We start from the raw sequence: 24,017 nt of genomic DNA on the forward strand, positions 1-24,017 counted from the left end.
AACTGGTGTGTTTCGACTGAACGCATAATCTGCGAGGTCGGCGCGCGCTTTTCTCCGCAACTTCACCACCGGCCCTTGCAACGATTCCCACCCCATCGGATCCCGGCTCAACCACCTTCCTATGCTGGGACTGTAGGCGCGGTATTCGTACAGCACCAGGCCCGTGCCGTCCTCCGTCCGCTTCGTGCTGAACCGGAACGGATTCGAACCGGCCGCAGCACCCGTCAGCCGCAAAGGCTCCCCAAACGGTCCATAGTCGTACCGCGCAGTCTCGGTACCGGTGCTCGCGGACACCAGGGTCCACACGTTCCCGTTGCCGTCATACGTCACAAAGTGCACCCCCGCAGCAGGCCCACCAGTCAACCGCACCCACAACAACCCGCCCACACCACCCGCTCCGTCCAAGGTCTCCGAAACATCCAATCCCCACACGTACGACCGCACCAGCGCACCGTTCGTCCCGTTCAGCTCCGCAATGTGACGACCGAACAGTACAGGATCACTCACCAGCTTCAGATCCTCCACCACCTGCCACGTGCTGTTGGTCCAGACGTACCGCACCTACCGTACCCGACGCCCCAACGCATCGTACGTCCAGTCCACCCGACGCCGATCCAGGTTGCCCCAGCTCATCACGCGCACCAGCCGGTTCTCAGCATCCCAACTGTACACCCACCGACCGTCCCGGACAAGATTCCCGTCCAGGTCGTGGACGAGCAGCTCCGGCGTCTGCACCACCACCGCCGACCGCACCTCCCCCTGCAGCCGGTCCGGTCGGTCCAGAGGCATGGAGGGGCTCAACCACAGAGACACAGAGGACACGGAGAACGGCCAGAAGAGAGCGCACAAAGCATGTCCAGAGCTCCATGGCGGCGGTTGGTGTCCGACAATGTTTTCCGCAGCCCCTTGTCCCGGCAAAAGCCGGGTGGCCGGTATCGCTTCCGATCAGCAGCTTATTACACGCGCATCGAGCTGACGGCCTGGGACGCGGTCCCTCCCACGGGACCTTGAGGGAGGGGCACAGTCCTCTGTGCCCGCCCATGCGGCGGCTCACGCTGCCGAAGAGGGTCTCCGACCTCGACGGTTGAAACATTGCGCGGGCAAACGCCCGCCGGGAGGGGCACAGTCCCCTGTGCCCAATACTCTTGCGGACGGCGGGGACGCCGTCCCTCCCAACCTGTCGGAGCTCGTAAGGGCACCCGGCCATCGGGTGGTTGCAGGTCCCGCAAAGGTCACCGTGATCTGCCTTTTCTTGGGGACCGCGATTACACGGTGCCTCCCAGGCAATCATTGCGGGGGCACGGTCTTCCGTGCCCGCATTCTCATACGGATCGCGGGAACGCGGTGGACCACGATCCTGTCGGATTCCGGACCCGCGCGGTCCCTACCGGCCCCCTGAGCCCCACATGGGGCACCGGCGCCTTTTGGGGCGGCGCGAGGGACGGTGGCGGGTCCGCGCTGCCCAATCTCCGGGCACGCGGCCGGTCGAAACTCCGGGGGATTACGGGGACAACCCGGCGCGGAAGGGCGAGGAACTTCGACCAGCACAATGACCGCACAAGAGTTGGAGAACGTGTCCGGAGAGATCAACCGTGGCGGCGCGTGCGTGTGCGGGCTTTTTCCCATGAGCCGTTATCGGGGGTGACCAGCCCGCGGCTGCACGGTCGTGTACCCGGGTGAGGGGGATCATCGTCAGCCGCACCTGCCCGTTTTGCCGGGAGGATGACCGGCCGCATCGTCGAGCCCTTCAGCTCCCCATCGTACTCGGCCCGGCGCCAGGGCATCCGTCACGCTCATGAATAATGTGGTTTGACAACAGTCCAGCTCATCCAATCGTCACTGGGGCGTGTGGCGCAACGGCCTTGCGGCCAGTTTGTTGCGCGATTGCAGCCCGGGAGGAGTGCTGATCTGTCCGGGACAACCTCCGGAAGGCAAGGTCACGCCCTTCTGAACCCGGGGGGTTCGCACCTCGACCCGGCCGGGGGTTATGGTCCTCCGGCAGTCCCGCTCCCATCGGCACGCATCCTCAGGACAAAAGCCGCGGACGGCGTGGTACAGCGCAATCCCGCAAGGCACCCCTCCCCTCCGTACTCCGCACACTTTTTGGCATCGAGAATACAAATGGTGTTCATTCGCAACCTTTGACGCCTTTGCGGCTCGATTCGAGTGTGGGGCCCCGGGCCGAGCGGAAGGGTATTAAACGCGGCCATAAGCATTTGACATAACCCGGGGTCGGAGTAGGCTACGTTTGACGCGCGGGTTGAACCGGGTAGCTGGGCCGACGGCGCCGGGGCGCGCCGGGGGCCGACCGCGCGAAAAGGCAGGTTCCTTTGGACCATGAGCGAGACAATTCAAAGTGCCTCCCCGCCCGAGGCGGTTGAGAGGATTCATCCCATCCAGGAAGCGGTCATACGGATTGCTGGCAACTCCCAGGACGGCATTCAGGCCATGGGCCAGATCCTGGCCCGGCTGGCCGGCCGGAGTGAACAGGAGGTCATGACGTACATGACGATCCCGTCCACGATTTCCGGCGGGCCGTCCATTTTTCAGGTGCGGATCGGGTCGGGGGAGGTGTTGAGCGCGGGCGACGACGCCGATTTCCTGCTGGCGTTTTACCAGCACTCCTACGAAAACCACATTCATTCCCTGCGCAAGGGTGGAATCGTACTCTACGACACCGACAACGTGGAGCCGAAACCCGAGTGGCAACGCGACTACGTCCACATCGGGGTGCCCATCACCAGCCAAACCATCGAAGCCATCGGCGGCACCGCCCGCGACAAGGGCAAAAACATCTTTGCGTTGGGATTGGTGGCCCGGTTCTTCGATCTCAACGTGCCCAAACTGGAGCAACTGATCCGCGAACGTTTTCAGGGCAAGGACGAAAGCGTGGTGCGGAACGCGCTCCTGGCCTTCCACGCCGGTTACGCGTACGCCGCCAACCATCTGCAGGAGGTCTTCCGGCTGGCGGAGAGTCGAAAGCGCGAGCGGGCCCAGGTGGTCATGAGCGGCAACGAAGCCCTGGCCTACGGGTTGATCGCCGCAGGGATTCGCTTCGGCGCCGCCTACCCCATCACGCCATGGTCGGAGGTGATGGAGATTCTGCGGCGTGAATTGCCCAAGTATGGCGGGATCTTTGTCCAGGCGGAGGATGAAATCGCGGCAATTTCGATGGCCATCGGGGCCAGCTACGCCGGTTATCTGGCCGTGACCGGGTCCAGCGGGCCCGGAATCTCACTCAAGAGCGAGGCGGTGGGCTGGGCGGTGAATGCGGAGGTTCCGCTGGTGATTATTGACGTGCAGCGGGCCGGCCCGTCGACGGGGATGCCGACCAACCCGGAGCAGTCGGATCTTTTCATTGCCTGCTACGGCAGTCACGGGGACGCGCCGCGGGTGGTCCTGGCGCCGGCAGATGTGGAGGATTGTTTTTATACGGCGATCGAGGCCGTCAACATCGCGCGCGAGTTCAGCGTGCCGGTGTTCATTCTCAGCGACCAGTCCATCGCCACCCGCATCGAGGCGTTTCTCGAGCCCGACTTGGAGCGGCTCTGTCAGGACATCTCCCCGCGGTTTGATCCCGTTCCCGAACACAAGCCCTACGACCTGAATGCACCCGACGGGGTAACCCACCACATTCCGCCCGGGACCAGGGTACTCAACGGCAAGTACCCGGTATTGACAGGTCTGGAACATGACGAGATGGGTCATCCCTCGGCTTTGCCCAAGATCCACGCAGCCATGACGGCCAAGCGGCGTCGGAAACTTCAGGCGCTGGCCCGGCGGCTGCCCCGGCCGGAGACCTACGGCCCCAACGAGGGGCAGGTCCTGCTGGTCGGCTGGGGATCCACGCGTGGCCCCATCCGGGAGGCGGTGGATCGTGCCCGGGCCCAGGGGTTGAGCGTCTCGGCCCTGCACCTGCGTCATCTCAACCCGCTCCCCAACGGGCTGGAAGAGATCTTCTCCGGATTCCGGCACATCTTCGTGGTGGAGATGAACGACGAGGGCCTGTACGGTTACGGCCAGCTCGCCTCGATTCTGCGGGCCCGGTACTGCAACCCCAATATTCGCGGCATCAACAAGACCGACGGTCTGACTTTCAAAGTCCGTGAGATCCTGGAACGTCTGCAGGAAAAGCTGAACGCTTTGGAAGCCCGAAGCGCATGAACACGGTTTCAGAAATGTCACCTGTGAGTCCGACCATGAGCAGCGTCACCACCACCACCCCTTCCGGCGCCCAGGCCGCCGCTGCGGCGGCCCAGGAGCCCAAGCCGCTGACGAAACGTGAGTTGGCGGCCGATCATCCGACCTGGTGTCCCGGGTGCGGCGATTTTTCCGTGCTGGCCATCTACTTCAAACTCATGGAGCGGGCCCGCATCCGGCATGAAAACATTGTGAGCGTCTCGGGCATCGGCTGCTCCAGTCGGTTTCCGTATTTTGTGCAGGCCCACGGCGCCCACTTCATTCATGGCCGGGCCCTGGCCTTCGCCACGGGATTGTCCCTGACCCGGCCCGATCTGCACGTCTTTGTCTTCAGTGGCGATGGCGATGCCTTTTCCATTGGCGGCAACCATTTCCTCCACGCAGCGCGTCGCAACGTCAACCTCACGCTGGTGGTGATGGACAACCAGGTTTACGGCCTGACCAAGAAACAGACCTCGCCCACCTCACCCCCAGGGTTCAAGAGCAAGACCGACCCGTGGGGCGCCGTGGACCAACCGCTGAACCCCATCAAACAGGCGATCGCCGCCGGGGCCACTTTCGTCGCCCGCACCACCCACACCAACCCCAATCACCTCCTCCAGATGATGGAGGCCGCGATGCAGCATGAGGGCTTCAGCTTCGTGGAGTGCCTGAGCGAATGCGTGGAGTTTTACGAGGGTGCGTTCGACGCCGCCAACCCCCGCAAGGGTGGCGTGTTCAATACCGTGCCGGCGAATCATGATGTGACCGACGAGCTGGCTGCCTACGAGCTCGCGAATGCGCCCTTCCCCGGATACTTCGGCATCTTTTACCAGGTCAAACGCCCCACGAGAAACCAGCGCGAGCAGGAGATCATCAAGGCCGCGCGGGAGAAGTTCAAAGACCTGAAAGACTGGCAAATCCTTCAAAAAACCTTCGACCGCATGAAGTAAGATGCCCGGGCGAATCCGTTCCCCTCGGGCGAGGCTGCGGGTTTAACCTCGTCCCTCCTGCGTGCCGGTCTGAGAGGACACCGGGGATTCGCCCATGCCGAGCACCCCACAAGACCGGAGCCCGGGCATTCCTCCGTTGGGCCGGGCACACCCGGTAGCCCTCCTGTCCTCTGTGATCTCTGTGATTCGAGAACCGGCCCCGTGGCGTCCCCTTCCCTTCAACGGCAGGCGCTTGCGCTGTTGGGCGGAGATGCAGGCCGGGGCATTGGGCGGTCTTGGCGTCGGTGATGTTCGCCAACCCGCGATCCGGACTGCACTCCCGGTCCATGCACGGCCGATGGGTGCTGGCCGGCCTAACGGTTCCCGGTCGACGCAAGGGTCTGGAGGACGGCGGCAATGGTACCCGGTGCGTTGCCTTCGAAACGATTGTTCACATAAACCCACAGCGGTCGTGGACGGCCGGTCCGAAGGGAGCTCCGGATGAGTTCGACCGTGGCGGCGCGCGTGTCGGGTTGTGGGTCCCGGATCTGGTCATACGGGCTGAACGACCGCACCGCGTCCTCGTAGCGCCGGCCGGGCCGCAGGAGAAGTCGGACCCCGAGCGCGCCTTCCCATTGGTCTGCAGCAGCCAGACGGACCTGATCGGCCAGCGGCGGTGTGCCCTCCCAACTGTTCAGCACGGGCGCCACGCCGTGACGTCTCAGGCACTGAAAGTACTCCTGCTGAAGAAAAGTCCGGTTGCGGATCTCCACACCGTACGGCCAGCCTGCCGGCAACCGGGCCAAAAACCGGTCCAGGGACTCCACGAAATCCCGACCGCGGGCAAAGTCCGCCGGATAAAATCGCGAGAACTCGAAGATCAACAGTCCCACCCGGTCCCGGATTACCGTCATGGGCTCGAGATAGTTCTCCTGGAAGAGGTCCGCGTTGAGGAAATCCGGATTGGGCTGGCCGGCCCGGGGGCCGAAACGGTCGAGGTTGGGGAAGCGTTTCACCGTGATGGTATCAGTGACCTTGAACGCGAAACGGAACTGACCGGGCACCTGTGCGGCCAATCCCTCCAGCATGGCCCGCGTGGGAAAGGTGTAATAGGCCGCGTCCACGCACACGGTCGGGAAAACCTCCGCATACTCACCCAGGCACTCCCGCTGGAACCTGCGCTCGGCAAACCGACCCTGCCAGAGGTAGCGGTTGCGGTCATAGACCTGACCGATCCATCCCGGATATTTCCAAGAGGAGGTCCCGATGAAGATCCCGGACAGAGTCAGCCTTCGGAGCTGCTCCCGCACGAACTCGCGGTCCAAAGGCGTCGGATGCGGCGTTTCTCCACAGTCAAAGAGCTCAGGGGGGTGCATGATCTAGAACTTCAACTCGCGCTGGAGAAACCCCGCGATCCAACGCAAGGTGACCTCGGGTGTGCCGACCAAAAGACCCCGGACTTTCCCGGAAGCCAATGCGATTTTCAATTCCGGCAGCGGTTGACCGTTGACTTCGATCGAACTCGGGCCCACGCTCACCCCAGCAATTTCCGGCCGCTGCCAGGCAAGGTTCCGTGTCCGCAACAAACTCCGGATCTGGATCCGCAATTCCCAGGGGTCCAACACGAGGGTCACCCGCCGCAGGGCCTGGTTGATGCTGAACAAACAGAGAACGAGCCCTGTCAAGAATAGGAACCCCATACCAACCCAGAACTCCCAGCGGTTCACATCACCTCCCCCCTTCGACGGGGGCACGCCCGTCAGGATCAGGGTTGCCGCAAGGAGAGGGATGCCGACAAATCCGCTACCCACCAGCAAAAGATCAGACGCCAATCCGTGCCAGCCCGTCGGATGCAGTTGGAGGTGGACCTCCTTATCGATCTTTTCGCAGCTGAGGCCCGGAACCGGGGCCCCGCTTTCCAGCCATACCGACTCCGCTTCTGCCAGGGAGACGGTGTCCCCAAGATCCCAAACAGGAACCGGTTTGTGAAGAGCTGCGTCCAAAAATGGCTTGAGTTCCTTGGCGAGCTCAACAAGCCATTCCCGGGGATAATCAGCTGCAAGCTTGGCGATTGAACCCGTGGCGTAGTGGGCCACCAACGACCATGAACCGTGGGAATCGGACGGGCTTCCCGTTCCACCTTGCCGGGCCCGGAAGGGCCGGATTTCCAGCCCGATGGGTGGTTTGTTCGGCACCCGTTGGGAAAGGGTCAACCAGCGCCATCGTTGCCGCGCTTTCAGGCGCCCTTCCGTGCACAAGACCTCGGTCCGTCCCCATGCGAACGTTGCGCCCGGCCAGAACAGGGCTGCAGCAACCAACAACGTTACCCCGAAGAGTGACATCAAAAGGCCCAGGTTTGATGCAGCCGTGTTCCGAGCGATCCAGAGGAGACGCCCGACAAACGCGAGTTCAACGAGGGCGGCGATCACCAGCAATATGCCGATTGTGCGCAGCGGACCGCCAGGACGCGGTGGCAAGACGATTCGCACGCCACCGGGCACGGGCTCGGTTGTGATTCGAACCGTGGTCAAGTCCGACGGGTCCATGCCGGGATTCCGTTCCATTGCGTGTTGCAGGGCCGGCGCCGTGGGCAACCGTGGCGGCCACCGTTCGGTGACCGGGCGCTGCTGACGTCATTTATTGGAACGTGTCGGAACGCTGGAGGCAAGTTGGCTTCCATTCCAAGCCTCGCCCGGATTTCACACGCACACCCCGGCCTCGGTCGTGTGTGTCATTTGCACCGGTGGGTGCAAGAGGAGAAAGACGAAAGCCTGGAATCCCGGACACGGACCGGAACCCGGCGGATCAGAGCCTGCGTTCCCCGGCCATGTGAGCCAGCAACCGATCGTTCATTTCCCGGGCCGGGTTATGACCGGACTCGACCAGTTTGATGTGGAAGGCGGCCACTTCGATCAGGCGGGCAAGGTCGCGGCCCGGTCGCACCGGCAGGGTGATGTGGGGCACTTTCTGGCCGAGGATCTCGATGTATTCCTGCTCCATGCCGAGGCGATCCACGTCGGGCACCTCCTCCCAGGGTTTGAGCGTGATAACCAGGTCCAGTTCCTTGCTCAGGCGGACGCTGCGGACGCCGAACATGGCGGCGACGTTGATGATGCCGATGCCGCGCACTTCCATGTAACCCCGGGTCAGTTCCGGACTGGTGCCGATCAGACGGTGCCCCTCCACGAGTGTGAACCGGGTGGCGTCGTCCGATACGAGGCTGTAACCGCGCTCGATCAGCGCCAGGACACTTTCGCTTTTGCCGATGCCGCTCTCGCCGCGGATCAGGACGCCGATGCCGAGGATGTCCACCATGCTGCCCAATTCGGTGCACCGGGGCGCGAACAGGGCTTCCAGGGCCATGGTGGCCCGGTTGATGAACTGCATGGTAATCAGGGGACATTGGAACAGGGGCACGTCCTGTTTCTCGGCCAGGCGCACCAGGTCCGGGTCCGGCCGCAAGCTGCGGCTATAGACCACGCAGGGGATGGGTTTGGAAAAAAGCAGGCGGTACCGTTTCAGTCGTTCGGCCCGGTCCAGGGACCGCAGGTAATGGGTCTCGGCATTGCCGAGGACCTGAATGCGTTTGAATGCGAAGTAGCGGGTGAACCCGGTGAGGACCAGGCCGGGGCGATTGATCGTGGGTTCGCGGATCACCCGTTTCAGTCCGCCCGCCCCGGCGATCAACCGCAGGCCCAGTTCATCCGCGAATTCGGTATAGAACCGCTCGACTGTGACGGTCTCTTTTTCTGGCGCACCCATAAGTCGAATCTCCGGTTGCCGGCGGCCCGGTTCGAGGGGCACCGGCGGGCTTTTACAGGTTGAATTCCGGTCCGAGGTAGATGGCGCGCGCCCTGGGGTCCTCCAACATGTCCACGCCCAGCCCCTCATACACCACCTGGCCATGGTGGATGAGATAGGCCCGGTCCACCAACTTCAAGGTCTCGCGCACGTTGTGATCGGTGATAAGGATGCCCAGACCGCGTTCCTTCAGCCTGCGCAGGATCTTCTGCACCTCGTACACCGCGATGGGATCGATGCCGCTGAAGGGTTCGTCCAACAGGAGAAGCCTGGGGCTGGTGACCAGGGCCCGCGTAATTTCCAGGCGGCGTTTTTCACCCCCACTCAGTTGCCACGCACGTTGTTTGGCCAGACGGGTCAGGTCGAGTTCCTCCAGAAGGTATTGCAGTCGCAACCTGCGTTCCGCCCGGCTGATCCCGCAAACCTCCAAAATGGCCAGGATGTTTTGTTCCACGGTCAGCTTGCGGAAGACCGAGGGCTCCTGAGTGAGGTAACCGATGCCGGCCCGGGCGCGTCGATGCATGGGCAACCGGGTGATGTCGCGTCCGCAAAAGAAGATCCGGCCCGCGTCGGGTCGCACCAGACCGACCACCATCTGGAAGGTGGTGGTTTTCCCGGCACCGTTGGGGCCCAGCAGACCCACGATTTCGCCCGCCGCCACACGGAGGGAGACGCCGTCCACCACCCGGCGACGCCGGTAATGTTTCACCAGGTCGCGAGTTTCCAACAAGGGCTCCGACGCCTGACCGTTCACGGCCCGACCCGGGTGGGCCGAGGGTTCCGGGCGGGCTGGCGTTTCAGGTTGTGTTTCCTCCGCATGCATGGTCCAAATGGCGCCTGACGGGTCTTACCGGGGCCACGGGAGAGTCGGCGGGGCGTTGGTGCCGGGGTTGTCGCCGCGCTCCACGCGTGCCCGGTAGGTTCCCACGGTCGAAATGACCCCGGTACGCCGGTGATACTCCACAACCTCTGCGACGAAGCGACTGCCATCGCCGCGCTCAATCACCGGCTGACCTGTCAACCGGAGCCTGGCCGCGGCCGCCTCATATTCGGCACGCTGGGCCGTGGCGGTGATCCGGGCCGCGGCCGGACCGGCCAGGCGGACGATCACGCCGCCGTCGGCCATGAGATCCGGCTCGCCCTCACCTTCAGCCGGTGGCCGTACGCGCAACCGGGCACAACTCATTTCCATCTGGGGATCCTCCACTTCCACGCCCCCGGTGAATTCCAGTTGGTCGGCCGACCAGACGTAGGATCCACACCGGACCCGGGTCCAGAGTGGTTCACCGGCGGCGGGGTCGGCGTCGGTTCCGGCGGATTCATGGAGTACGGTCGCACCGCCCGGGGGCGCTCCGGCCACACCCAACAACATGTCGCCCGGTGGCCGTGGCCACACCAGTTCCGCGTTACCCTCCACACCGAATCGTTGGCGGTCGGGCTCCATCCACAGACGATCGCCCGCACCTGAGCGCCCGTCCGCCTCCCAATGAGCGGGGCCGGCAACTTCGACGCGATTCAACCGCGCCTGGTAGAGGCAGGAACTGCCGGACACGCGCAGATTTTCCCTTTCGAAAATGACACCGCCGGTCGAGTCCACCGATTCCAGCGCGCCGTTCGCGTCGGTCCGAACCACGAGTCGGGAGCACATCAGTCGTGCGGGCGGCCCCACCGCGGGCGTTTCGATCACGTCCACGTTTCCCTCGAACCGGGCCAATCGCGGGCTGAGCTCGCTGGAATCGGAGGTGACGGTCAGTTGGACGGGGCCGTTTCCGGCCGCCAGTGCGTTCTGAAGTCCGGGCACCATGCCCCCGGCTGCACGTGTCCAGTGCAAGACCGTACGGCCGCGCGCCTGAAGGGTTTCTCTCCGGAGGTCCCATTGGAGAAGGTCGGCCCGGCCGGACGCCCCGGCCCGCTCCCACTGGACGTTACCGGTCAACTCCACCCGTTCGAGGGCCGGATCCAACACGGCCTGTTCCGCCGTGGCCTTCAGACCGGCTCGTTCCAGGCTGACGCCGCCCCGCGCTTCCACCCTGTTCACCCGTCCGGTCGGCCCGCCCGAAAGCACAAATTGCAGTTCATCGCATGCCAGGGCGGCCTGGGTCTCGGTGGCGCGCACCTTGCCGAGGAATTCGACCCTTCCGGTGGATCCCTCGAACAGGAACCGGTCTGCCTCAATGCGCACCTCGCCCTCGCCCACGCCCGGCAGGCGCAACGGTTGTGCGTTGGTGCCCAAAGGCCCGACCTGTTCGGCCAACCAACCGCCACGCAACATAGTACGCACGCGATTGGATACGACCAACCAGGCGTTGCTCTGCCGCCACAGGAAGCCCTGGCCTTCAAGAACCAACCGGTCGGACTGGAGTCGTACTTCGAGGGGACCATCCGACCGTGCCTCCTGGGTGGCGGTGTGAAAGTCGCAGCGCGGCGTCTGCACGTGCAGCTCCACGCGACCGTCCGCGGCGTATCGTTCGAGCACCACTTCGCGGACCTGCACCCAGGCACCCTCCGCCGGTTCGGCCTTTGCAGCCTGGAGGCGGAACCGGAGCTGTTTTTCGTTCGGGGGCGGATAATATTCCGGCCAGACAAAATCCTCCAGCACCAGCCCTGGCAAGGGTGCCGGACCCGGGGTCTGTGGCAGGGTCGCGCCGGCCCGCAGCAAGGCCGCGAGACAGACCAGCCGTCCCATCCACGCCACCCAATCCACACACGGCCGTCTGCCAGCGCCCGGTCGCAGCATTCCGATCCGACCCGGGGCAGGGCAAACCGCGCCCGGCCGCCGGGAAGGTGTCCCCGGCGCCGACGCGTTGTCGGCTTGCGTTGGCATCATGATTCCGGCCATGCCCGGGACCAAAGCTGGCTCAACCGGCGGGGGATGGCCAGTCCGGAAGAAAGCCGCGTGCGCAAGCGCGTCACCCTTGACGCCCTCGCTCCCCGGGCCGAGCCAGCCGCGCCGGGAGGTCTTCCGGGGAGGTCCCGCCGCAAAGTACCGTCCGTCCTCCGCCGTCCCGAATCCGCCGGGACAAACACCGTCCCTACCGGGCCGGGTCGTGCCAGGAGCCCGGACGCATTGTCACCGACGGCTGCATTCAAACAGGCGTACCAGGGTGCGGAGCAGTCCGGGCATTTCGGCCAGAGGGATCATGTTGGGGCCGTCGCTCAGTGCGCGATCCGGCTCGGGATGCGTCTCGATGAAGACGCCGTCGGCGCCGGCGGCCACCGCAGCCCGTGCCAGAACCGGTGCGAACTCTCGTTGGCCGCCGGAGGCGGTCCCCCCTGCGCCGGGCAGTTGCACCGAGTGCGTGGCGTCGAACACGACCGGAAATCCCAGGCGGCGTAGGATGGGGATGCTGCGCATGTCGGCCACCAGGTTCTGGTAACCGAAGCAACTGCCGCGTTCGGTCAGGAGCAATCGATCACCGCCGGCTTTGCGGGCCTTGGCCACCACATGTTCCATTTCCATGGGCGACAGGAACTGGCCCTTCTTAATGTTCAGGATCCGTCCGGAAGCCGCCGCGGTCTGGATCAAATCGGTTTGCCGACACAAAAACGCCGGAATTTGCAGGATATCCACCACCTGGGCTGCCGGTTTGACCTGGATTTCGGTGTGAATATCGGTCAGGACCGGGACGTCGAGCCGGGTCCGAACCCGATCGAGCACAGCCAGGCCGGCGGTCAGGCCGGGGCCGCGAAAGGAATCCGCACTGGTACGGTTGGCCTTGTCGAAGCTGGCCTTGAATACATAAGGGATTCCGAGCCGGCGACAGACTTTTTGAAGGTAGCCGGCCACTTCAAGACACAGTTCCTCGCTCTCGATGACACACGGCCCGGCGATCAGAAACAGCGACCGCCGCCCCGACAACGTTTTCCACAAGCGCGTTTGGTTCATGGTCACGGCCGGACTTTGTAACAGGCCTGACCGGGGCTGTAAATGCAGGTCGGCGGGCGCAAGCCCAGTGAAAGAACAGCCGATCCGCCGGCCGATGAAGCCCCCGGCGTGTTGTGGGGCTGGCGTGAGTGAGTGCGGATGTTGGGGTCGGAGCCCGCACCGTCAAGGCCAGCGGCCTGCCATGTCGCGGCAGCCCGGGGCGCCAGACCCTGCTCCGGATCAGAAGTTGTGACTTTCGCCCGGCAGGAGCAGGCAGAGGTTCTTGTGAGCCGCCTTGAACCGCCGGACGGCGTCGGCGGTGTCAATTCGGATGGGCGGGAATGTATTGTAATGGACGCCGAGGATTTCGTCGCAGCGCAGGAATTCGGCGGCCTTGATCGCGTCGTCCACGCCCATGGTGAAATTGTCGCCGATGGGCAACGCAGCGAACCGGAGGCGGGTGCTCTCCCCGATGAGCCGCATGTCATAGGTCAGGGCCGTGTCGCCCGCATAGTAGAAGGCCCCCTGAGATGTCTCGACGAGGAACCCGCCGGGATTCCCGCCATAACTGCCGTCGGGCAGGCTGCTGGAGTGAATGGCGGGCGTGTATTTGACGCGGCCGAAATCGAATCGGGCGGCGCCCCCGTGGTTCATGGGATGGGTCCGCTGCACGCCCTGCCGGCCCAGCCAGACGGTGATTTCGTAGTTGGAGATCACCGTGGCGCCGGTGCGCTGGGCCAGGGTCACCGCGTCCGCAATGTGGTCGAAGTGCCCGTGCGAGATGAGGATGTAATCGGCCTGGACCCGGTTGATGTCAATGCCCCTGGCCAGTTCATTGGGCGTGATGAAGGGGTCGAACAGGAGGGTTCGTCCGCCGGTTTCGACGGCGAAGCAGGAATGACCGTAGTAGGTGACTTTCATGGCTCCAGCCTTTGGGGTTGACTCTGCGGTCCCGGACCGGCGGACCGGCTTCTCCGCCCCGTTGCCGATCTCAGGCCGCGGCCTCCTCCTCGGCTCCCTCCAGGAATCCCTGGAGATGACGGAGCCGGGTCGGGTGCCGCAACTTGCGCAGGGCCTTGGCCTCGATTTGACGGATCCGCTCGCGCGTCACGTTGTACATCTTGCCGATTTCCTCCAGGGTGCGCTCGTAGCCGTCCACCAGACCGAACCGCATTTCCAAAATCTTGCGCTCCCGCTCGGTGAGGGTGGCCAGCACCTCGGCCAGTTTTTCGCGCAACAGGCTGTAGCTGGTCACCTCCAGCGGGTTTTCGGCGGTCTTGTCCTCGATGAAATCGCCGACGCTCACATCACCGTCGTCGCCCACGGGCGCGTGCAACGAGATGGGTTGCTGCGCCATTTTGAGCAGGCTGTTGACCCGGCTGACCGGCAGGTGCATCTCGTCCGCAATCTCCTCCGGCGAAGGTTCGCGTCCCAGTTCCTGGGTCAACTGCTTCTGCACCCGCCAGAGTTTGTTCATGGTCTCGATCATGTGCACCGGGATGCGGATGGTGCGGGCCTGATCGGCAATGCTGCGGGTGATGGCCTGCCGGATCCACCAGATGGCGTAGGTGGAAAACTTGTATCCGCGACGGTACTCGAACTTTTCGACGCCCTTCATCAGGCCGATGTTGCCCTCCTGGATCAGGTCCAGGAAGGACTGGCCGCGGTTGGTGTATTTTTTGGCCACGGAGACCACCAGGCGCAGGTTGGCCTCGGCCATGTGGGTTTTGGCCTGGTGCGCGCGGTCGGCCGCGGCCTTCAAGGCTTCAAAGGCCTTGTAGAACTCCTCCCGCGGCATGCGGACAAACAGTTCCAGGGCCGTGATCTTGTCTTTCTCGGCCTGGATGGCGGCGTCCCGTTCCGGCGTGGCGGGCTGGTTCTGCAGCTGTTCCAGCGCGCGCACGCTCTGCTGGAATTTCTCGTGGATGTTGCCCGCCACCACCACCATTTCCTCGAGCACCTTCTGCTTGTACGCGAATTTCGGGAAGTAGGACTGCAGTTTTTTGTCCAGTTTCTCGAAGGCGGCCCGGGCGGCGGCCTGTTCCTCGGGCGTGGTGGCCTTTTGCAGCAACGCGTACTGGGCGTCCACCTGCTGATCCAGGGCGCGGACCGTCTTGACCAGTTTGCGCAGCTCGCGCAGGTGACCCTCCCGGTTGGCCACCTTCTTATCCACCACCACGCGGTCAAAACGTTCCTTGGGCGGCTCGCTCAGGAGCTTCTCGGCAATGGCGATGTGTTCCTTGGCGGCGAACCCGAAGCTGTAGATGATGCGCTGCATCTCCAGCTCGGCCTCCTCGATGCGCTTGCAGATTTCAATCTCCTGCTCGCGGGTCAGGAGGGGCACTTTGCCCATCTGGTTCATGTACATCCGTACCGGATCGTCCAGCGCGTCGAGGCGATCGTCCTCGTCATCCTCCGTCTCCACCGCCCGTCCCAGATCGGTGTCGGTGTCCTCGACGATCTCCACGTTCATGCTGCGGAGTTTGGTGTAGAGCTCGTCGAGTTCCTCCGGGGTCATTCCGTCGGGCAACACCTCGTTGATGTCGTCATAGGTGATGCGCCCGTGCAGGCGGGCCAGTTGAAGGAGGATCTTGAGGGCCTCGTTCATGTCGGCGGCCTGCCGGCGGATCACCTCGCCCGTGGCCGGGGTTTCAGGGGTTGAGGCCGTGGCCGTGGTTGAAGCTGACCCGTTCTGCCTGGGGGCGGCTTCGTTCCGGGTTTTGCCGCCCTTTTTGTCCTGTCCAGAGGGCTGCGAAGTGGTCTCGGTCCTGGTCTCCCGGCGCTTCAAACTCCCCAGCACAAAACGCCGCCGCGCCCTGGGCGCCGGCGTTTCGGGCGTCGCCTTCGACGCGGTTTTCTTCTCCCCGGCCGCTTTACGACCGGTTTCAGCTTTGCCGGCCTTTTTCGATTTCTGCCTGGTTACAGCCTTCTTGCTCGCCACTTTTTTGGTCGCCATACCCCATCAGACGTTCCCGTGCCCGATCGGCTCCTGTGCCTGCGCCCAATCCGGGAGCATCATCGCCGCAGTGCCACCTCAGCACCTTGCGTGTGCTCTTGACCCGTGTTTTCGGGCCCTTTGTTCCGGCCGCCACGGTCCCGAGATGCAAAACTTCCAGCCCCTCCTGCACTGCACCGAGCCTGGTTCCAGGGCAGAATGCGCAAAACCCAAGGACCGCGCCGACAACTCATTCAGGGCGCTCCGTTCGCTCTCGTGGGCCGGGATTCGCCCGCCTTCGTTTCGCCCTGCGGGCAAGGCGCAATATAGCAGCCTCAAGCTCGACTTTGCAATCCGAAATTTCGGCTCATGCCCATGCGCAACCGCGCATGGCGATGTGGCAGCTTGAACCGGGGGCCCCATGCCGAGCCGCTCGGCCGTTGGTGGACATGGTTCAAGTTCGACAATCGCAACGGATTGTCATGCGAACGGCCCGGTCCGGGTCGTGAAAAGTAAACCTGCCCGAATCAGGGACGCCGGAATTCGTAAACCTCCACGGTGTCCTCCCATTGCAGCAGCAGGTGCCGCCCCTGGAACAGCAGCCGCCGCGGCCATCGTTCCTCGTACCGGTGCCACAGGGGCCGGCCGTTGGCGGGGTCCAAGCGGTATAGATGCAACAGGTTCTGCTCCCCGGACATCCCCCTGGCCAGCCACCAGGCATAAAGAAGCGAGTCGGAAAGGTAACATTCATTAGCCAGGCCGACCTGCCGCCACACTTCGCGGCCGGAGGCCGCATCCACTCTGAGAATCAGGGGCCGGGCCCGCTCCCAAAGCCGCGCCTCCAGCGGGTGCTTCAGATCCTCCACGGTGGCCGTGGTCGTGGCCACGTACAGTGTCGATCCGGCCGGGTTGGCGACCACCCGGCGGGTTCCCACGCTCGGCAGGCGCCAAACCACCTGTCCGGTGGCCAATTCAAAGCAGGTAATCATGCCGCGGTCGAACACCACAAGTCGGTCCCCCAGTTCCAAGCAGGGCCGGTTCGCCCGGCCGGGGCTTGCCCCTTCCAGCAATTCCTCCGGTGCCGGGTACGCCAGCGAGGCGGTCCAGCGAACCCGGTTCTGCCGGTCCAGGACCGTCAGTTGGGTGCCTGCCCAGACCACGTCCACCGTGCGCAAGGGAATGAACCAGGGCCGGCCCACGACCTCACCCGACCAAACTTCGGCCGTGGGCTGACCCCGACGCCAGAGCCGGACGCCGTACCGGCTCTGATCTTCCCGAACGACGCCTCCCGACCGAATTCGTTCAATCTCGTTGAGGGCCTGTCGAACCGACTCCCAGCTGCGACCGGCCGTCATCTGCTCATCCTCAAGCGGCGAGCGACCCTGACGCGGGCGCAACCCTTCGCGCTCGACAATCCGCCGTTCAATCATCCACCACTGAAACTCCGCCACCCCGGTTCCGGCCGGCAGAAAAAGCCTCTGCGGCGGCGGCAACGGTGCAGTCCGGGTTTCCTCCTCCTCGATCCACCGGCCGGCGTCTGCTGCCGTGGGTACCCGCCCCGGAGAAGATGTGGTGCCCCCGGGTGTAACGCCCGGCCGAGCGACCGGCACCGGCCGTGGCGGGACGCTTTCCCGCCAGCTTGAACCCGATTCCAAGTCCACCCGGGTCACCACGGCCGTGCCGGCTGGTCCTTCGCTGACCGCCACCAGGGCCTGACCGTCCCAATCCACCTGGTTCACGGGGTTGGGCAGATTCAATGACCAACGAATCTCGCCGCTGGCAGGGTCACGAGCTTCCAGTCGGTCCCCGATCAGCCAGACCAACCAGGGCCGGACCGATACCAACCGGGGCAGGTCGTTTTCCGGCCGGGTCTCGAGGGGGACGCGCCAGACGACCCGTCCCTCGGGCAACTGCCGTAACGTGAGCTCGCGTGGGGTCCAGCCCAGAAGGTGAGCGGGCTCGGCAAGTTCCCAACCCGTGGCCGCGTCCTTGGGAAGCGGCGATGACCAGATCAGGCGGGGTTTGGACCCCAGCCATTTCCACCAGCCGGTGTAAGCCAGGCCGGTCACCAACGCAGCCGCGGTCATCCAACCAATCCAGCGGGCCAATCGCCGTCGGCGCGCCTGCCGCAGCCGCAGTTGCCCCTCGTACACCGGCAGATCCAGGCCGTCCCGTTCGGCTCGTCCACGACACAGGACCGAGCAGGTGTAACCGTGCAACTCCATGCAACGCCGGCAGATCGGCCTGCCGCAAACCCGGCATCGTTCCACCGCCACCTCGTCGGGATGTTGAGGACAACGCTCGCCGGCAACATCCCCGGTCAGCCGTGCCGAACCCTGGCCGGGCTGCGCGGATTCCTCGCGCCGGTGCACTCGGAGTCGCACATCCGACCCGCCGGCGGTCGCGTTTGCCGTGGCCCCGGCGGCTGCTTCGGTCTCTGCCAGGACCTGGTTGGCCCGCTCGGTCGCGTCAGCACCGCACACGGGACAGAACACCGCCACCGGCATCCGCCCCTCCACCGGCTCGACGTCGAACGCGAATCGCGCGCCGCACTGACATTCCACCTTGATGGTCCGGGTCATTGATTCACGGTCCGGGGTTCAGCAATGCCACACCGGTTTCGACCGGCAGATCAAAGGCCGCCCGGGGCGGGGTAAACCGGACCGAGCCATCCACCCTCAGGACGTTGCCACCGGTGCTTCCGTGGTTGTTGCCCGGCGGGCGGCCGTCCATGGAGAAGATGGGTTCGCCCACCCGCTTCGGTCGGTCGTTGATCTGCGCATCGGTCAGAAGCGGGGTGGCGGCGTGTACGTTGGTCCGCAAGCCCTGGTAATAGGCATAGTCCACCCTACCACCGGCAAACCCGGGAACGGCGGGCGGCGGTTTCCGGCCCGTCCCCGGACATACAAACCAGCGCGTTTCGCTGATGTATCTGGGCACCAGGAGGCTCAGCGGTGCCTCGCTGGTGTGCGCAGGAGCGATCTCGGGAAACCTGCCTGCAGCATCGGCGGCGTAGAGCGCCAACGCCACATGCAGCTGCATCAGTTGCACGGCACAGTCCGCCCGTGCCCTGACGGCCCGACTGTGCGTCATCGGACCCCACATCAGGAACACCAAGGCCCCCAGCACAAAAACCACCAACACCAGTTCCACAAGGTTAAAACCGCCGCGAACCACCGGACCCTGAGCGGCTCTGATTACCCGACGACCGGGGTTCGTCCCCATTGCACGACTCCCGGGGCGGCCGTTTCCCGTCGTGTGCGCCCTCGTGTGCCGCAATGCCGCGGGCAACGCACTTTTGCTCTGGTTATCCGGATTCATCCGCTCCTCTTACGAACAGGGCGACCGCCGGCCGTGCTGGAATCGGCAACCGGCTCCGGGGATTCCGTTCCTGGTGACGTCCCGGCGAGAGAATCGGCCACTGTACGGCCCAAAAGTTCGTCCTCCGCCCATTGCAATGCAAACCGCAGAAGCTCGGCCGACGATCGAATCCCCAACTTGTGCATCAGGTTAACCTTATGCGTCTCGACGGTCTTGGGGCTGAGATGCAGGGCAGTGGCGATTTCGCGGACCGTTCGCGCCCGGCCCAACAGCCGGAGCACCTCCAGCTCCCGGTCGGTCAGGGTTTGAAGGCTGCCCATCACACGCGGGTTGCCACCCACCAATTCCTCCACCAGGTGCAGCGCCAGGTCCGTTTCCACGGCAATGCGACCCGACATCACCTGCCGGGCCGCGGCCGCCAGGGCGCTGCCGTCGGCCCGTTTATGCAGAAACCCCCGGGCCCCTGCGCGCAAGGCGCGTGCCGCGTAGAGCCGTTCATCGCAGGCCGTGAAGACCAGGACACGCACGTCGGCAAATTGCGCCCGCACGTCCCGGATCAATTCCAAACCGCTGCGCCCCGGTAGGGCCAGCTCCGTCACCACCAGCGCCGGTTTGTGGACCGAAACCAGCTCCAGGGCCCGCGCTGCCGCCGCGGCCTCGCCCACCACCACAAATCGCCCGTCCCCTTCCAGGCAGTGCCGGATGGCCTCCCGCATCAGCGGCGCCTCGTCCACCACCACTGTGCGCCAGGGCACCGACGCAACCGAGGATTCCGCGGCTTTCATCCCATCCCCGCTTACTCCCGCCAGGATCGACTGTCAAACCAACCCGATCCCGCTCGAACCGTGGCGGGGTGACCCGGCCCGCCTCGATCCGGACGATGGATTCGCCAACAATCGGGCCCTGTGCGTGACAAGCCGCCCCCAGGCGGTCTATGGTGGGAGCCCGTGCAACGGTCCCTGCACCAACCGGGACCACAACCATTCACGGACACATGCGATCGGACATCATCAAACGCGGATTGGAACGGGCGCCGCACCGGGCACTGCTGCGCGCCACGGGGGTCATTGAGTCGGAAGCGGATTTCGACAAGCCGTTCATCGCCATCTGCAATTCCTACACCGATTGCATCCCCGGCCATGCCCATCTCAACGAGGTCGGACAACTCATGAAACGGCTCGTCCGGGCGGCCGGCGGCGTGCCGTTTCTGTTCAATACCATTGGCGTGGATGACGGCATCGCCATGGGGCATGCGGGCATGAAGTACTCATTGCCCTCGCGGGAACTGATTGCCGACTGTGTGGAGTCCATGGTCCGCGCCCACTGTTTTGACGGCATGATCTGCATCCCGAATTGCGACAAGATCGTGCCGGGCATGTTGATGGCCGCCATGCGCCTGAACATCCCCACCCTCTTTGTCAGCGGCGGGCCCATGGCCGCGGGCATCGCCCGGACCGTGGAGGAAAGTGAGCTGCCGGTCCACCTCCGACCCGCCGCCGCCAAGGCGGACCTGATCTCCGTTTTCAAAGGCGTCGGCGCCGTACAAACCGGCCAGCTCAGCGAGGAACAACTCCGGCAGCTCGAGCAGGCCGCCTGCCCCACCTGCGGCTCCTGTTCCGGCATGTTTACGGCCAATTCGATGAACTGCCTCTGCGAGGCACTCGGACTGGCCCTGCCCGGCAACGGCACCATCCTGGCCGTATCCAAGGAACGCGAGGCCCTGTACGAATGGGCGGCCCGCCAGATTCTCAAACTCATCGAATGGGACCTGAAACCCCGTGACATCGCCACGTTGGAGGCTTTCGACAACGCCATCACGCTGGACGTGGCGATGGGCGGCTCCACCAACACCATCCTCCACACCCTGGCCATCGCGCGCGAGGCGGGCATCCCGTATGACATCGGTCGGATTGACCAAATCTCCCGACGCGTGCCGTGTCTCTGCAAGGTCTCACCCTCGTCGGACTACCACATCCAGGATGTCCACCGTGCCGGCGGTATCCACACGATCCTGGGCGAGCTCAAACGCGCGGGGCTCCTCCACCTCGAGTGCAAGACGGTGACCGGCAAAACGCTGGGCGAAAACATTGACGAATGGGACGTGCGTTCGCCCCGTTGCACCCCCTGGGCCAGGGTCGCCCGGGTTTCGGGGGCCTCGGCGCTGGTGGTGGACCCGGACGATCCGCTCGGCCCCGCCGCACGCACCGCTGCGGGCCATCTGGTACCCAAACCCCTGCTGTTTTTCCCGGCAGAGCCGCTGGCCATCACCCTGTGGCGGTTTGCCGCCGCATGGAACAGCGGGAATTCGGAGGTCCTGACCCTGTTGCTGTCGCCCCGGGCCGGCCTGCACATGCCGGATGGTTCCACCCTCCGCGGTCGCGACGCGGTCGCCGCCGCCCTGGAACAGCGCCTCAAAGAGGCCCGCGGATGGGTCCGGGCCGAGCTGGCCCGGCTGCGTAACGACCCGGTCCTGCTCTTCTGGCAATACCACAAGGACGGGTCGCGCTCCCGCCACGCCCTGCTGCGGGTCCGGCGATTCCGTGACTGGACCCTGCATCAGGCCGAGTTCGACATGAACCCGGCCCGGCTCCGCAAGGCCCAGCCGGCGGGATTGATCCCGCACGACCCGGTCTTTCTCTTCGATCCGGCTGATTGCATTCGATCGCCCGCCAACGCCTATTCCCCGGACGGCGGCCTGGCGATCCTTTACGGTCAACTGGCACCCGAGGGTGCCGTGGTAAAAACCGCGGGCATCAGCCAGGCTTTCAAAGACCATTGCGGACCCGATTTCGTTTTCGAAGGCCCTTGCGTCATTTTCGAAAGCCAGGAAGAAGCCTGCGAAGGCATCCTTTCCGGCAGGGTCAAACCGGGCGACGTGGTCATCATCCGGAACGAAGGCCCACGGGGCGGCCCCGGCATGCAGGAGATGCTGGCCCCCACCAGTTACATCATGGGCATGGGCTTGGGCGACCACGTGGTGCTCATCACGGACGGACGCTTCAGCGGCGGCACTTCCGGTGCCTGCATCGGACATGTCTCCCCGGAAGCCGCCGAGGGCGGGCCCATTGGTCTGCTGCGTCCCGGCGACCGCGTCCGGATCGACTTCCCCAATCGCCGAATGGACATCCTCGTGCCGGAGTCCGAGCTCGAGGAACGACGCCGTTCGTGGAAACCGTTGCAGCGGGAACTCACCGGCTGGCTGGCCCGGTACCAGAAACTTGTCACCAATGCCAGTCAGGGCGCCGTGCTGCGCGCGTGAGGCAGGAAATTTTGGACGGGCGCGCGGCAGCGCCCGGCGCAGCACCCAACGTATTCCCGTGGGAATCGCAGCCGGGGTTTTCATCAGGAACGACCCCGGCGAACCTCGCTGTCCACAGGCGGGGTCTGCGAGCCACCTTCAGAAAGGCCCACTCGGGGAGTGGGGTGACGGGTGAGGCCCCCGACGGAGCCTTGCAAGGACCTCACCGAGCCGACCGTCTACAGGCCCGACCCGCGGCCAAGACCGAAACCGCTCAAGCAGACCGGGTCAGCAGCTCGCTCACCATGGCCCGTTCTTCCTTCAGCTCTTCGACGCTGGCCTGGATTCTGGCCCGGCTAAAATCGTTCAGTGGCAGTCCGGGCACAATGTGCCAGGAACGTCCGTCCGAACGGATGGGGAACGAGCAGATCAATCCGGGCTCGATCCCGTAACTGCCGTCGCTGCAAACGGCCACGCTGTGCCAGTCGTCTCCGGGTGTGGGCTGGATGAGGGACCGGACCGTGTCGATCACGGCGTTGGCGGCACTGGCGGCGCTGGAGGCGCCCCGGGCCTTGATCACCGCCGCCCCGCGCTGCTGGACGGTCGTCAGAAAGTCCTTTTCCAGCCACTCGCGATGGCTGATCACCTCCGGGACCGGCCGACCATGAATCCGGGCGTTGAAAAAGTCGGGGAACATGGTCGGGCTGTGGTTGCCCCACACCGCCATGTGGGTGACGGCGCTGACATGTTCGCCGGCTTTCCGGGCCAGCTGCGCCTTGGCACGGTTTTCGTCCAGGCGCGTCATGGCGAAAAAGCGGTCGCGCGGCACCCCTGCGGCGTGATGCATGCAGATGAGGCAGTTGGTATTGCAGGGGTTGCCGACCACTAGGACCCGCACATCCGAAGCCGCCCGGCGCGCGATGGCCTGACCCTGGCCCACGAAGATCTTGCCGTTGATCCCCAACAGGTCCTTGCGTTCCATGCCGGCCTTGCGCGGCACGCTGCCCACCAGCAGAGCCCAGTTCACGTCCTTGAATCCCTCGTCCAGGTCGGCCGTGGGCACCACCCCGTGCAGGAGCGGAAACGCACAATCCTCAAGCTCCATCACCACGCCCTGCAACGCCGGCAGGGCCGGTTCAATCTCGATCAGGTGCAGAATCACCGGCTGGTCAGGGCCAAACATCTCCCCGGCTGCAATTCGAAACACCAGGGAATACCCAATCTGACCGGCCGCACCAGTAACCGCTACGCGCAAGGGTGATTTCTTCATAAAGCCCATCGTTCGATCTTCTACGGGCCGCAGTATAGGGTCCACCCCCCGCACAGCAAGCAGTTCCCATCCGCGCTCCAAGCCCGCATCCCGGGCGCGGTGCATCAGCCGTTCCACCCCGGGGCGCTCCCCGTTCCACGGTGCAAGGCAACGCTTGGGCGCCAAGTGCGGGCCCCGGCGCCAACCGGGTGCCAGTTGGGACTTGCGACGACAGGGTTCCCTGCGTATTGTGCATTGCATTCAGGGCGCACCCGTAGCTCAATTGGATAGAGCATCTGACTACGGATCAGAAGGTTCCAGGTTCGACTCCTGGCGGGTGCGCCATCCTGCTTTTCGCACCCCACAACCCGGGGGACGGGGTCGAGCCTGCCCTCCACGAAGCCGAGCACGCCACCCTCAGACGCGCTCGCAGGGTTGCGGCCGGTGCGTGGAGGTTTTGTCTCTTGCGAGACAGGCCGCCGGCGACGGGGTGATCG

At 64.7% G+C, this 24,017-nt stretch carries 17 protein-coding genes and 1 tRNA gene; 4 read left to right on the top strand and 14 right to left on the bottom strand.

Going from position 1 to position 24,017, the window contains the following annotated elements; all coding sequences use genetic code 11:
* Nucleotides 1–561: RHS repeat-associated core domain-containing protein (locus G4L39_RS15815; protein WP_205880946.1), on the bottom strand; the 561-nt coding region annotated here is incomplete at its 3' end.
* Complete coding sequence (locus G4L39_RS10405; RefSeq protein ID WP_165108036.1) at nucleotides 562–789, bottom strand: hypothetical protein; 228 nt, start codon at nucleotides 787–789, stop codon at nucleotides 562–564.
* Nucleotides 790–2,337: 1,548 nt separating this feature from the next.
* On the opposite strand from G4L39_RS10405, the gene G4L39_RS10410 reads away from it, so the two are divergent.
* The gene (locus G4L39_RS10410; protein WP_165108037.1) at nucleotides 2,338–4,164 is read left to right on the top strand and encodes a 2-oxoacid:acceptor oxidoreductase subunit alpha; all 1,827 of its coding nucleotides are present in this window, start codon (nucleotides 2,338–2,340) and stop codon (nucleotides 4,162–4,164) included.
* Between the two features lie 35 nt (nucleotides 4,165–4,199).
* Nucleotides 4,200–5,132, top strand: coding sequence for a 2-oxoacid:ferredoxin oxidoreductase subunit beta (locus G4L39_RS10415; protein ID WP_165108148.1), 933 nt, complete (start codon nucleotides 4,200–4,202; stop codon nucleotides 5,130–5,132).
* Nucleotides 5,133–5,485: 353 nt separating this feature from the next.
* Here the strand turns inward: G4L39_RS10415 and G4L39_RS10420 are convergent, their stop codons facing one another.
* The 11 genes from G4L39_RS10420 to G4L39_RS10470 all read right to left on the bottom strand — a co-directional run bounded on the left by G4L39_RS10420 (nucleotide 5,486) and on the right by G4L39_RS10470 (nucleotide 19,818).
* On the bottom strand, nucleotides 5,486–6,487 hold the full coding sequence (locus tag G4L39_RS10420) for a DUF72 domain-containing protein (RefSeq protein WP_165108039.1): 1,002 nt from the start codon (nucleotides 6,485–6,487) through the stop codon (nucleotides 5,486–5,488).
* 3 nt (nucleotides 6,488–6,490) lie between these two features.
* Entirely contained in the window at nucleotides 6,491–7,657 is a 1,167-nt protein-coding gene (locus G4L39_RS10425) for a hypothetical protein (protein WP_165108041.1), read from the bottom strand.
* Between the two features lie 259 nt (nucleotides 7,658–7,916).
* The gene (hprK, locus tag G4L39_RS10430; RefSeq protein ID WP_165108043.1) at nucleotides 7,917–8,873 is read right to left on the bottom strand and encodes an HPr(Ser) kinase/phosphatase; all 957 of its coding nucleotides are present in this window, start codon (nucleotides 8,871–8,873) and stop codon (nucleotides 7,917–7,919) included.
* Nucleotides 8,874–8,925: 52 nt separating this feature from the next.
* The gene (lptB, locus tag G4L39_RS10435) at nucleotides 8,926–9,735 is read right to left on the bottom strand and encodes an LPS export ABC transporter ATP-binding protein (RefSeq protein WP_165108044.1); all 810 of its coding nucleotides are present in this window, start codon (nucleotides 9,733–9,735) and stop codon (nucleotides 8,926–8,928) included.
* Between the two features lie 24 nt (nucleotides 9,736–9,759).
* Nucleotides 9,760–11,511: an LptA/OstA family protein gene (locus tag G4L39_RS10440; RefSeq protein ID WP_205880947.1), complete on the bottom strand. Its 1,752-nt coding sequence runs from the start codon at nucleotides 11,509–11,511 to the stop codon at nucleotides 9,760–9,762.
* A 471-nt stretch (nucleotides 11,512–11,982) separates the two neighbouring features.
* On the bottom strand, nucleotides 11,983–12,798 hold the full coding sequence (gene kdsA, locus G4L39_RS10445) for a 3-deoxy-8-phosphooctulonate synthase (protein WP_165108047.1): 816 nt from the start codon (nucleotides 12,796–12,798) through the stop codon (nucleotides 11,983–11,985).
* A 219-nt stretch (nucleotides 12,799–13,017) separates the two neighbouring features.
* Complete coding sequence (locus G4L39_RS10450; protein WP_165108048.1) at nucleotides 13,018–13,698, bottom strand: metal-dependent hydrolase; 681 nt, start codon at nucleotides 13,696–13,698, stop codon at nucleotides 13,018–13,020.
* Nucleotides 13,699–13,768: 70 nt separating this feature from the next.
* A complete protein-coding gene (rpoD, locus tag G4L39_RS15580; protein ID WP_165108050.1) occupies nucleotides 13,769–15,733 on the bottom strand; it encodes an RNA polymerase sigma factor RpoD in 1,965 nt (654 codons plus the stop codon).
* A 506-nt stretch (nucleotides 15,734–16,239) separates the two neighbouring features.
* Nucleotides 16,240–18,294: an outer membrane protein assembly factor BamB family protein gene (locus tag G4L39_RS10460; RefSeq protein WP_165108051.1), complete on the bottom strand. Its 2,055-nt coding sequence runs from the start codon at nucleotides 18,292–18,294 to the stop codon at nucleotides 16,240–16,242.
* A 4-nt stretch (nucleotides 18,295–18,298) separates the two neighbouring features.
* The gene (locus tag G4L39_RS10465; protein WP_205880948.1) at nucleotides 18,299–18,865 is read right to left on the bottom strand and encodes a hypothetical protein; all 567 of its coding nucleotides are present in this window, start codon (nucleotides 18,863–18,865) and stop codon (nucleotides 18,299–18,301) included.
* 164 nt (nucleotides 18,866–19,029) lie between these two features.
* Nucleotides 19,030–19,818 (bottom strand): response regulator, encoded by a 789-nt coding sequence (locus G4L39_RS10470; protein WP_165108054.1) that lies wholly within the window; start codon nucleotides 19,816–19,818, stop codon nucleotides 19,030–19,032.
* Between the two features lie 209 nt (nucleotides 19,819–20,027).
* Here G4L39_RS10470 and G4L39_RS15160 point away from each other — a divergent pair, with 209 nt between their 5' ends.
* Nucleotides 20,028–22,292 carry a dihydroxy-acid dehydratase domain-containing protein gene (locus G4L39_RS15160; RefSeq protein ID WP_165108055.1) on the top strand — a complete coding sequence of 755 codons (2,265 nt, stop codon included), beginning with the start codon at nucleotides 20,028–20,030 and terminating at the stop codon, nucleotides 22,290–22,292.
* A gap of 253 nt (nucleotides 22,293–22,545) precedes the next feature.
* Here the strand turns inward: G4L39_RS15160 and G4L39_RS10480 are convergent, their stop codons facing one another.
* Complete coding sequence (locus G4L39_RS10480) at nucleotides 22,546–23,541, bottom strand: malate dehydrogenase (RefSeq protein WP_165108057.1); 996 nt, start codon at nucleotides 23,539–23,541, stop codon at nucleotides 22,546–22,548.
* 247 nt (nucleotides 23,542–23,788) lie between these two features.
* Here G4L39_RS10480 and G4L39_RS10485 point away from each other — a divergent pair.
* Nucleotides 23,789–23,865, top strand: a tRNA-Arg gene (locus G4L39_RS10485).
* Nucleotides 23,866–24,017 lie beyond the last annotated feature (152 nt).

This window comes from Limisphaera ngatamarikiensis (assembly GCF_011044775.1).
In the GTDB taxonomy this organism is placed as follows: Bacteria; Verrucomicrobiota; Verrucomicrobiia; order Limisphaerales; family Limisphaeraceae; genus Limisphaera; species Limisphaera ngatamarikiensis.

Excerpts from the sequence above, each read along its gene's own strand:
- G4L39_RS10405 (WP_165108036.1), bottom strand. The coding sequence starts at position 789 with ATGCCTCTGGACCGACCGGACCGGCTGCAGGGGGAGGTGCGGTCGGCG.
- G4L39_RS10410 (WP_165108037.1), top strand. The coding sequence starts at position 2,338 with ATGAGCGAGACAATTCAAAGTGCCTCCCCGCCCGAGGCGGTTGAGAGG.
- G4L39_RS10415 (WP_165108148.1), top strand. The coding sequence starts at position 4,200 with ATGAGCAGCGTCACCACCACCACCCCTTCCGGCGCCCAGGCCGCCGCT.
- G4L39_RS10420 (WP_165108039.1), bottom strand. The coding sequence starts at position 6,487 with ATGCACCCCCCTGAGCTCTTTGACTGTGGAGAAACGCCGCATCCGACG.
- G4L39_RS10425 (WP_165108041.1), bottom strand. The coding sequence starts at position 7,657 with ATGGACCCGTCGGACTTGACCACGGTTCGAATCACAACCGAGCCCGTG.
- hprK (WP_165108043.1), bottom strand. The coding sequence starts at position 8,873 with ATGGGTGCGCCAGAAAAAGAGACCGTCACAGTCGAGCGGTTCTATACC.
- lptB (WP_165108044.1), bottom strand. The coding sequence starts at position 9,735 with ATGCATGCGGAGGAAACACAACCTGAAACGCCAGCCCGCCCGGAACCC.
- kdsA (WP_165108047.1), bottom strand. The coding sequence starts at position 12,798 with ATGAACCAAACGCGCTTGTGGAAAACGTTGTCGGGGCGGCGGTCGCTG.
- G4L39_RS10450 (WP_165108048.1), bottom strand. The coding sequence starts at position 13,698 with ATGAAAGTCACCTACTACGGTCATTCCTGCTTCGCCGTCGAAACCGGC.
- rpoD (WP_165108050.1), bottom strand. The coding sequence starts at position 15,733 with ATGGCGACCAAAAAAGTGGCGAGCAAGAAGGCTGTAACCAGGCAGAAA.
- G4L39_RS10460 (WP_165108051.1), bottom strand. The coding sequence starts at position 18,294 with ATGACCCGGACCATCAAGGTGGAATGTCAGTGCGGCGCGCGATTCGCG.
- G4L39_RS10470 (WP_165108054.1), bottom strand. The coding sequence starts at position 19,818 with ATGAAAGCCGCGGAATCCTCGGTTGCGTCGGTGCCCTGGCGCACAGTG.
- G4L39_RS15160 (WP_165108055.1), top strand. The coding sequence starts at position 20,028 with ATGCGATCGGACATCATCAAACGCGGATTGGAACGGGCGCCGCACCGG.
- G4L39_RS10480 (WP_165108057.1), bottom strand. The coding sequence starts at position 23,541 with ATGAAGAAATCACCCTTGCGCGTAGCGGTTACTGGTGCGGCCGGTCAG.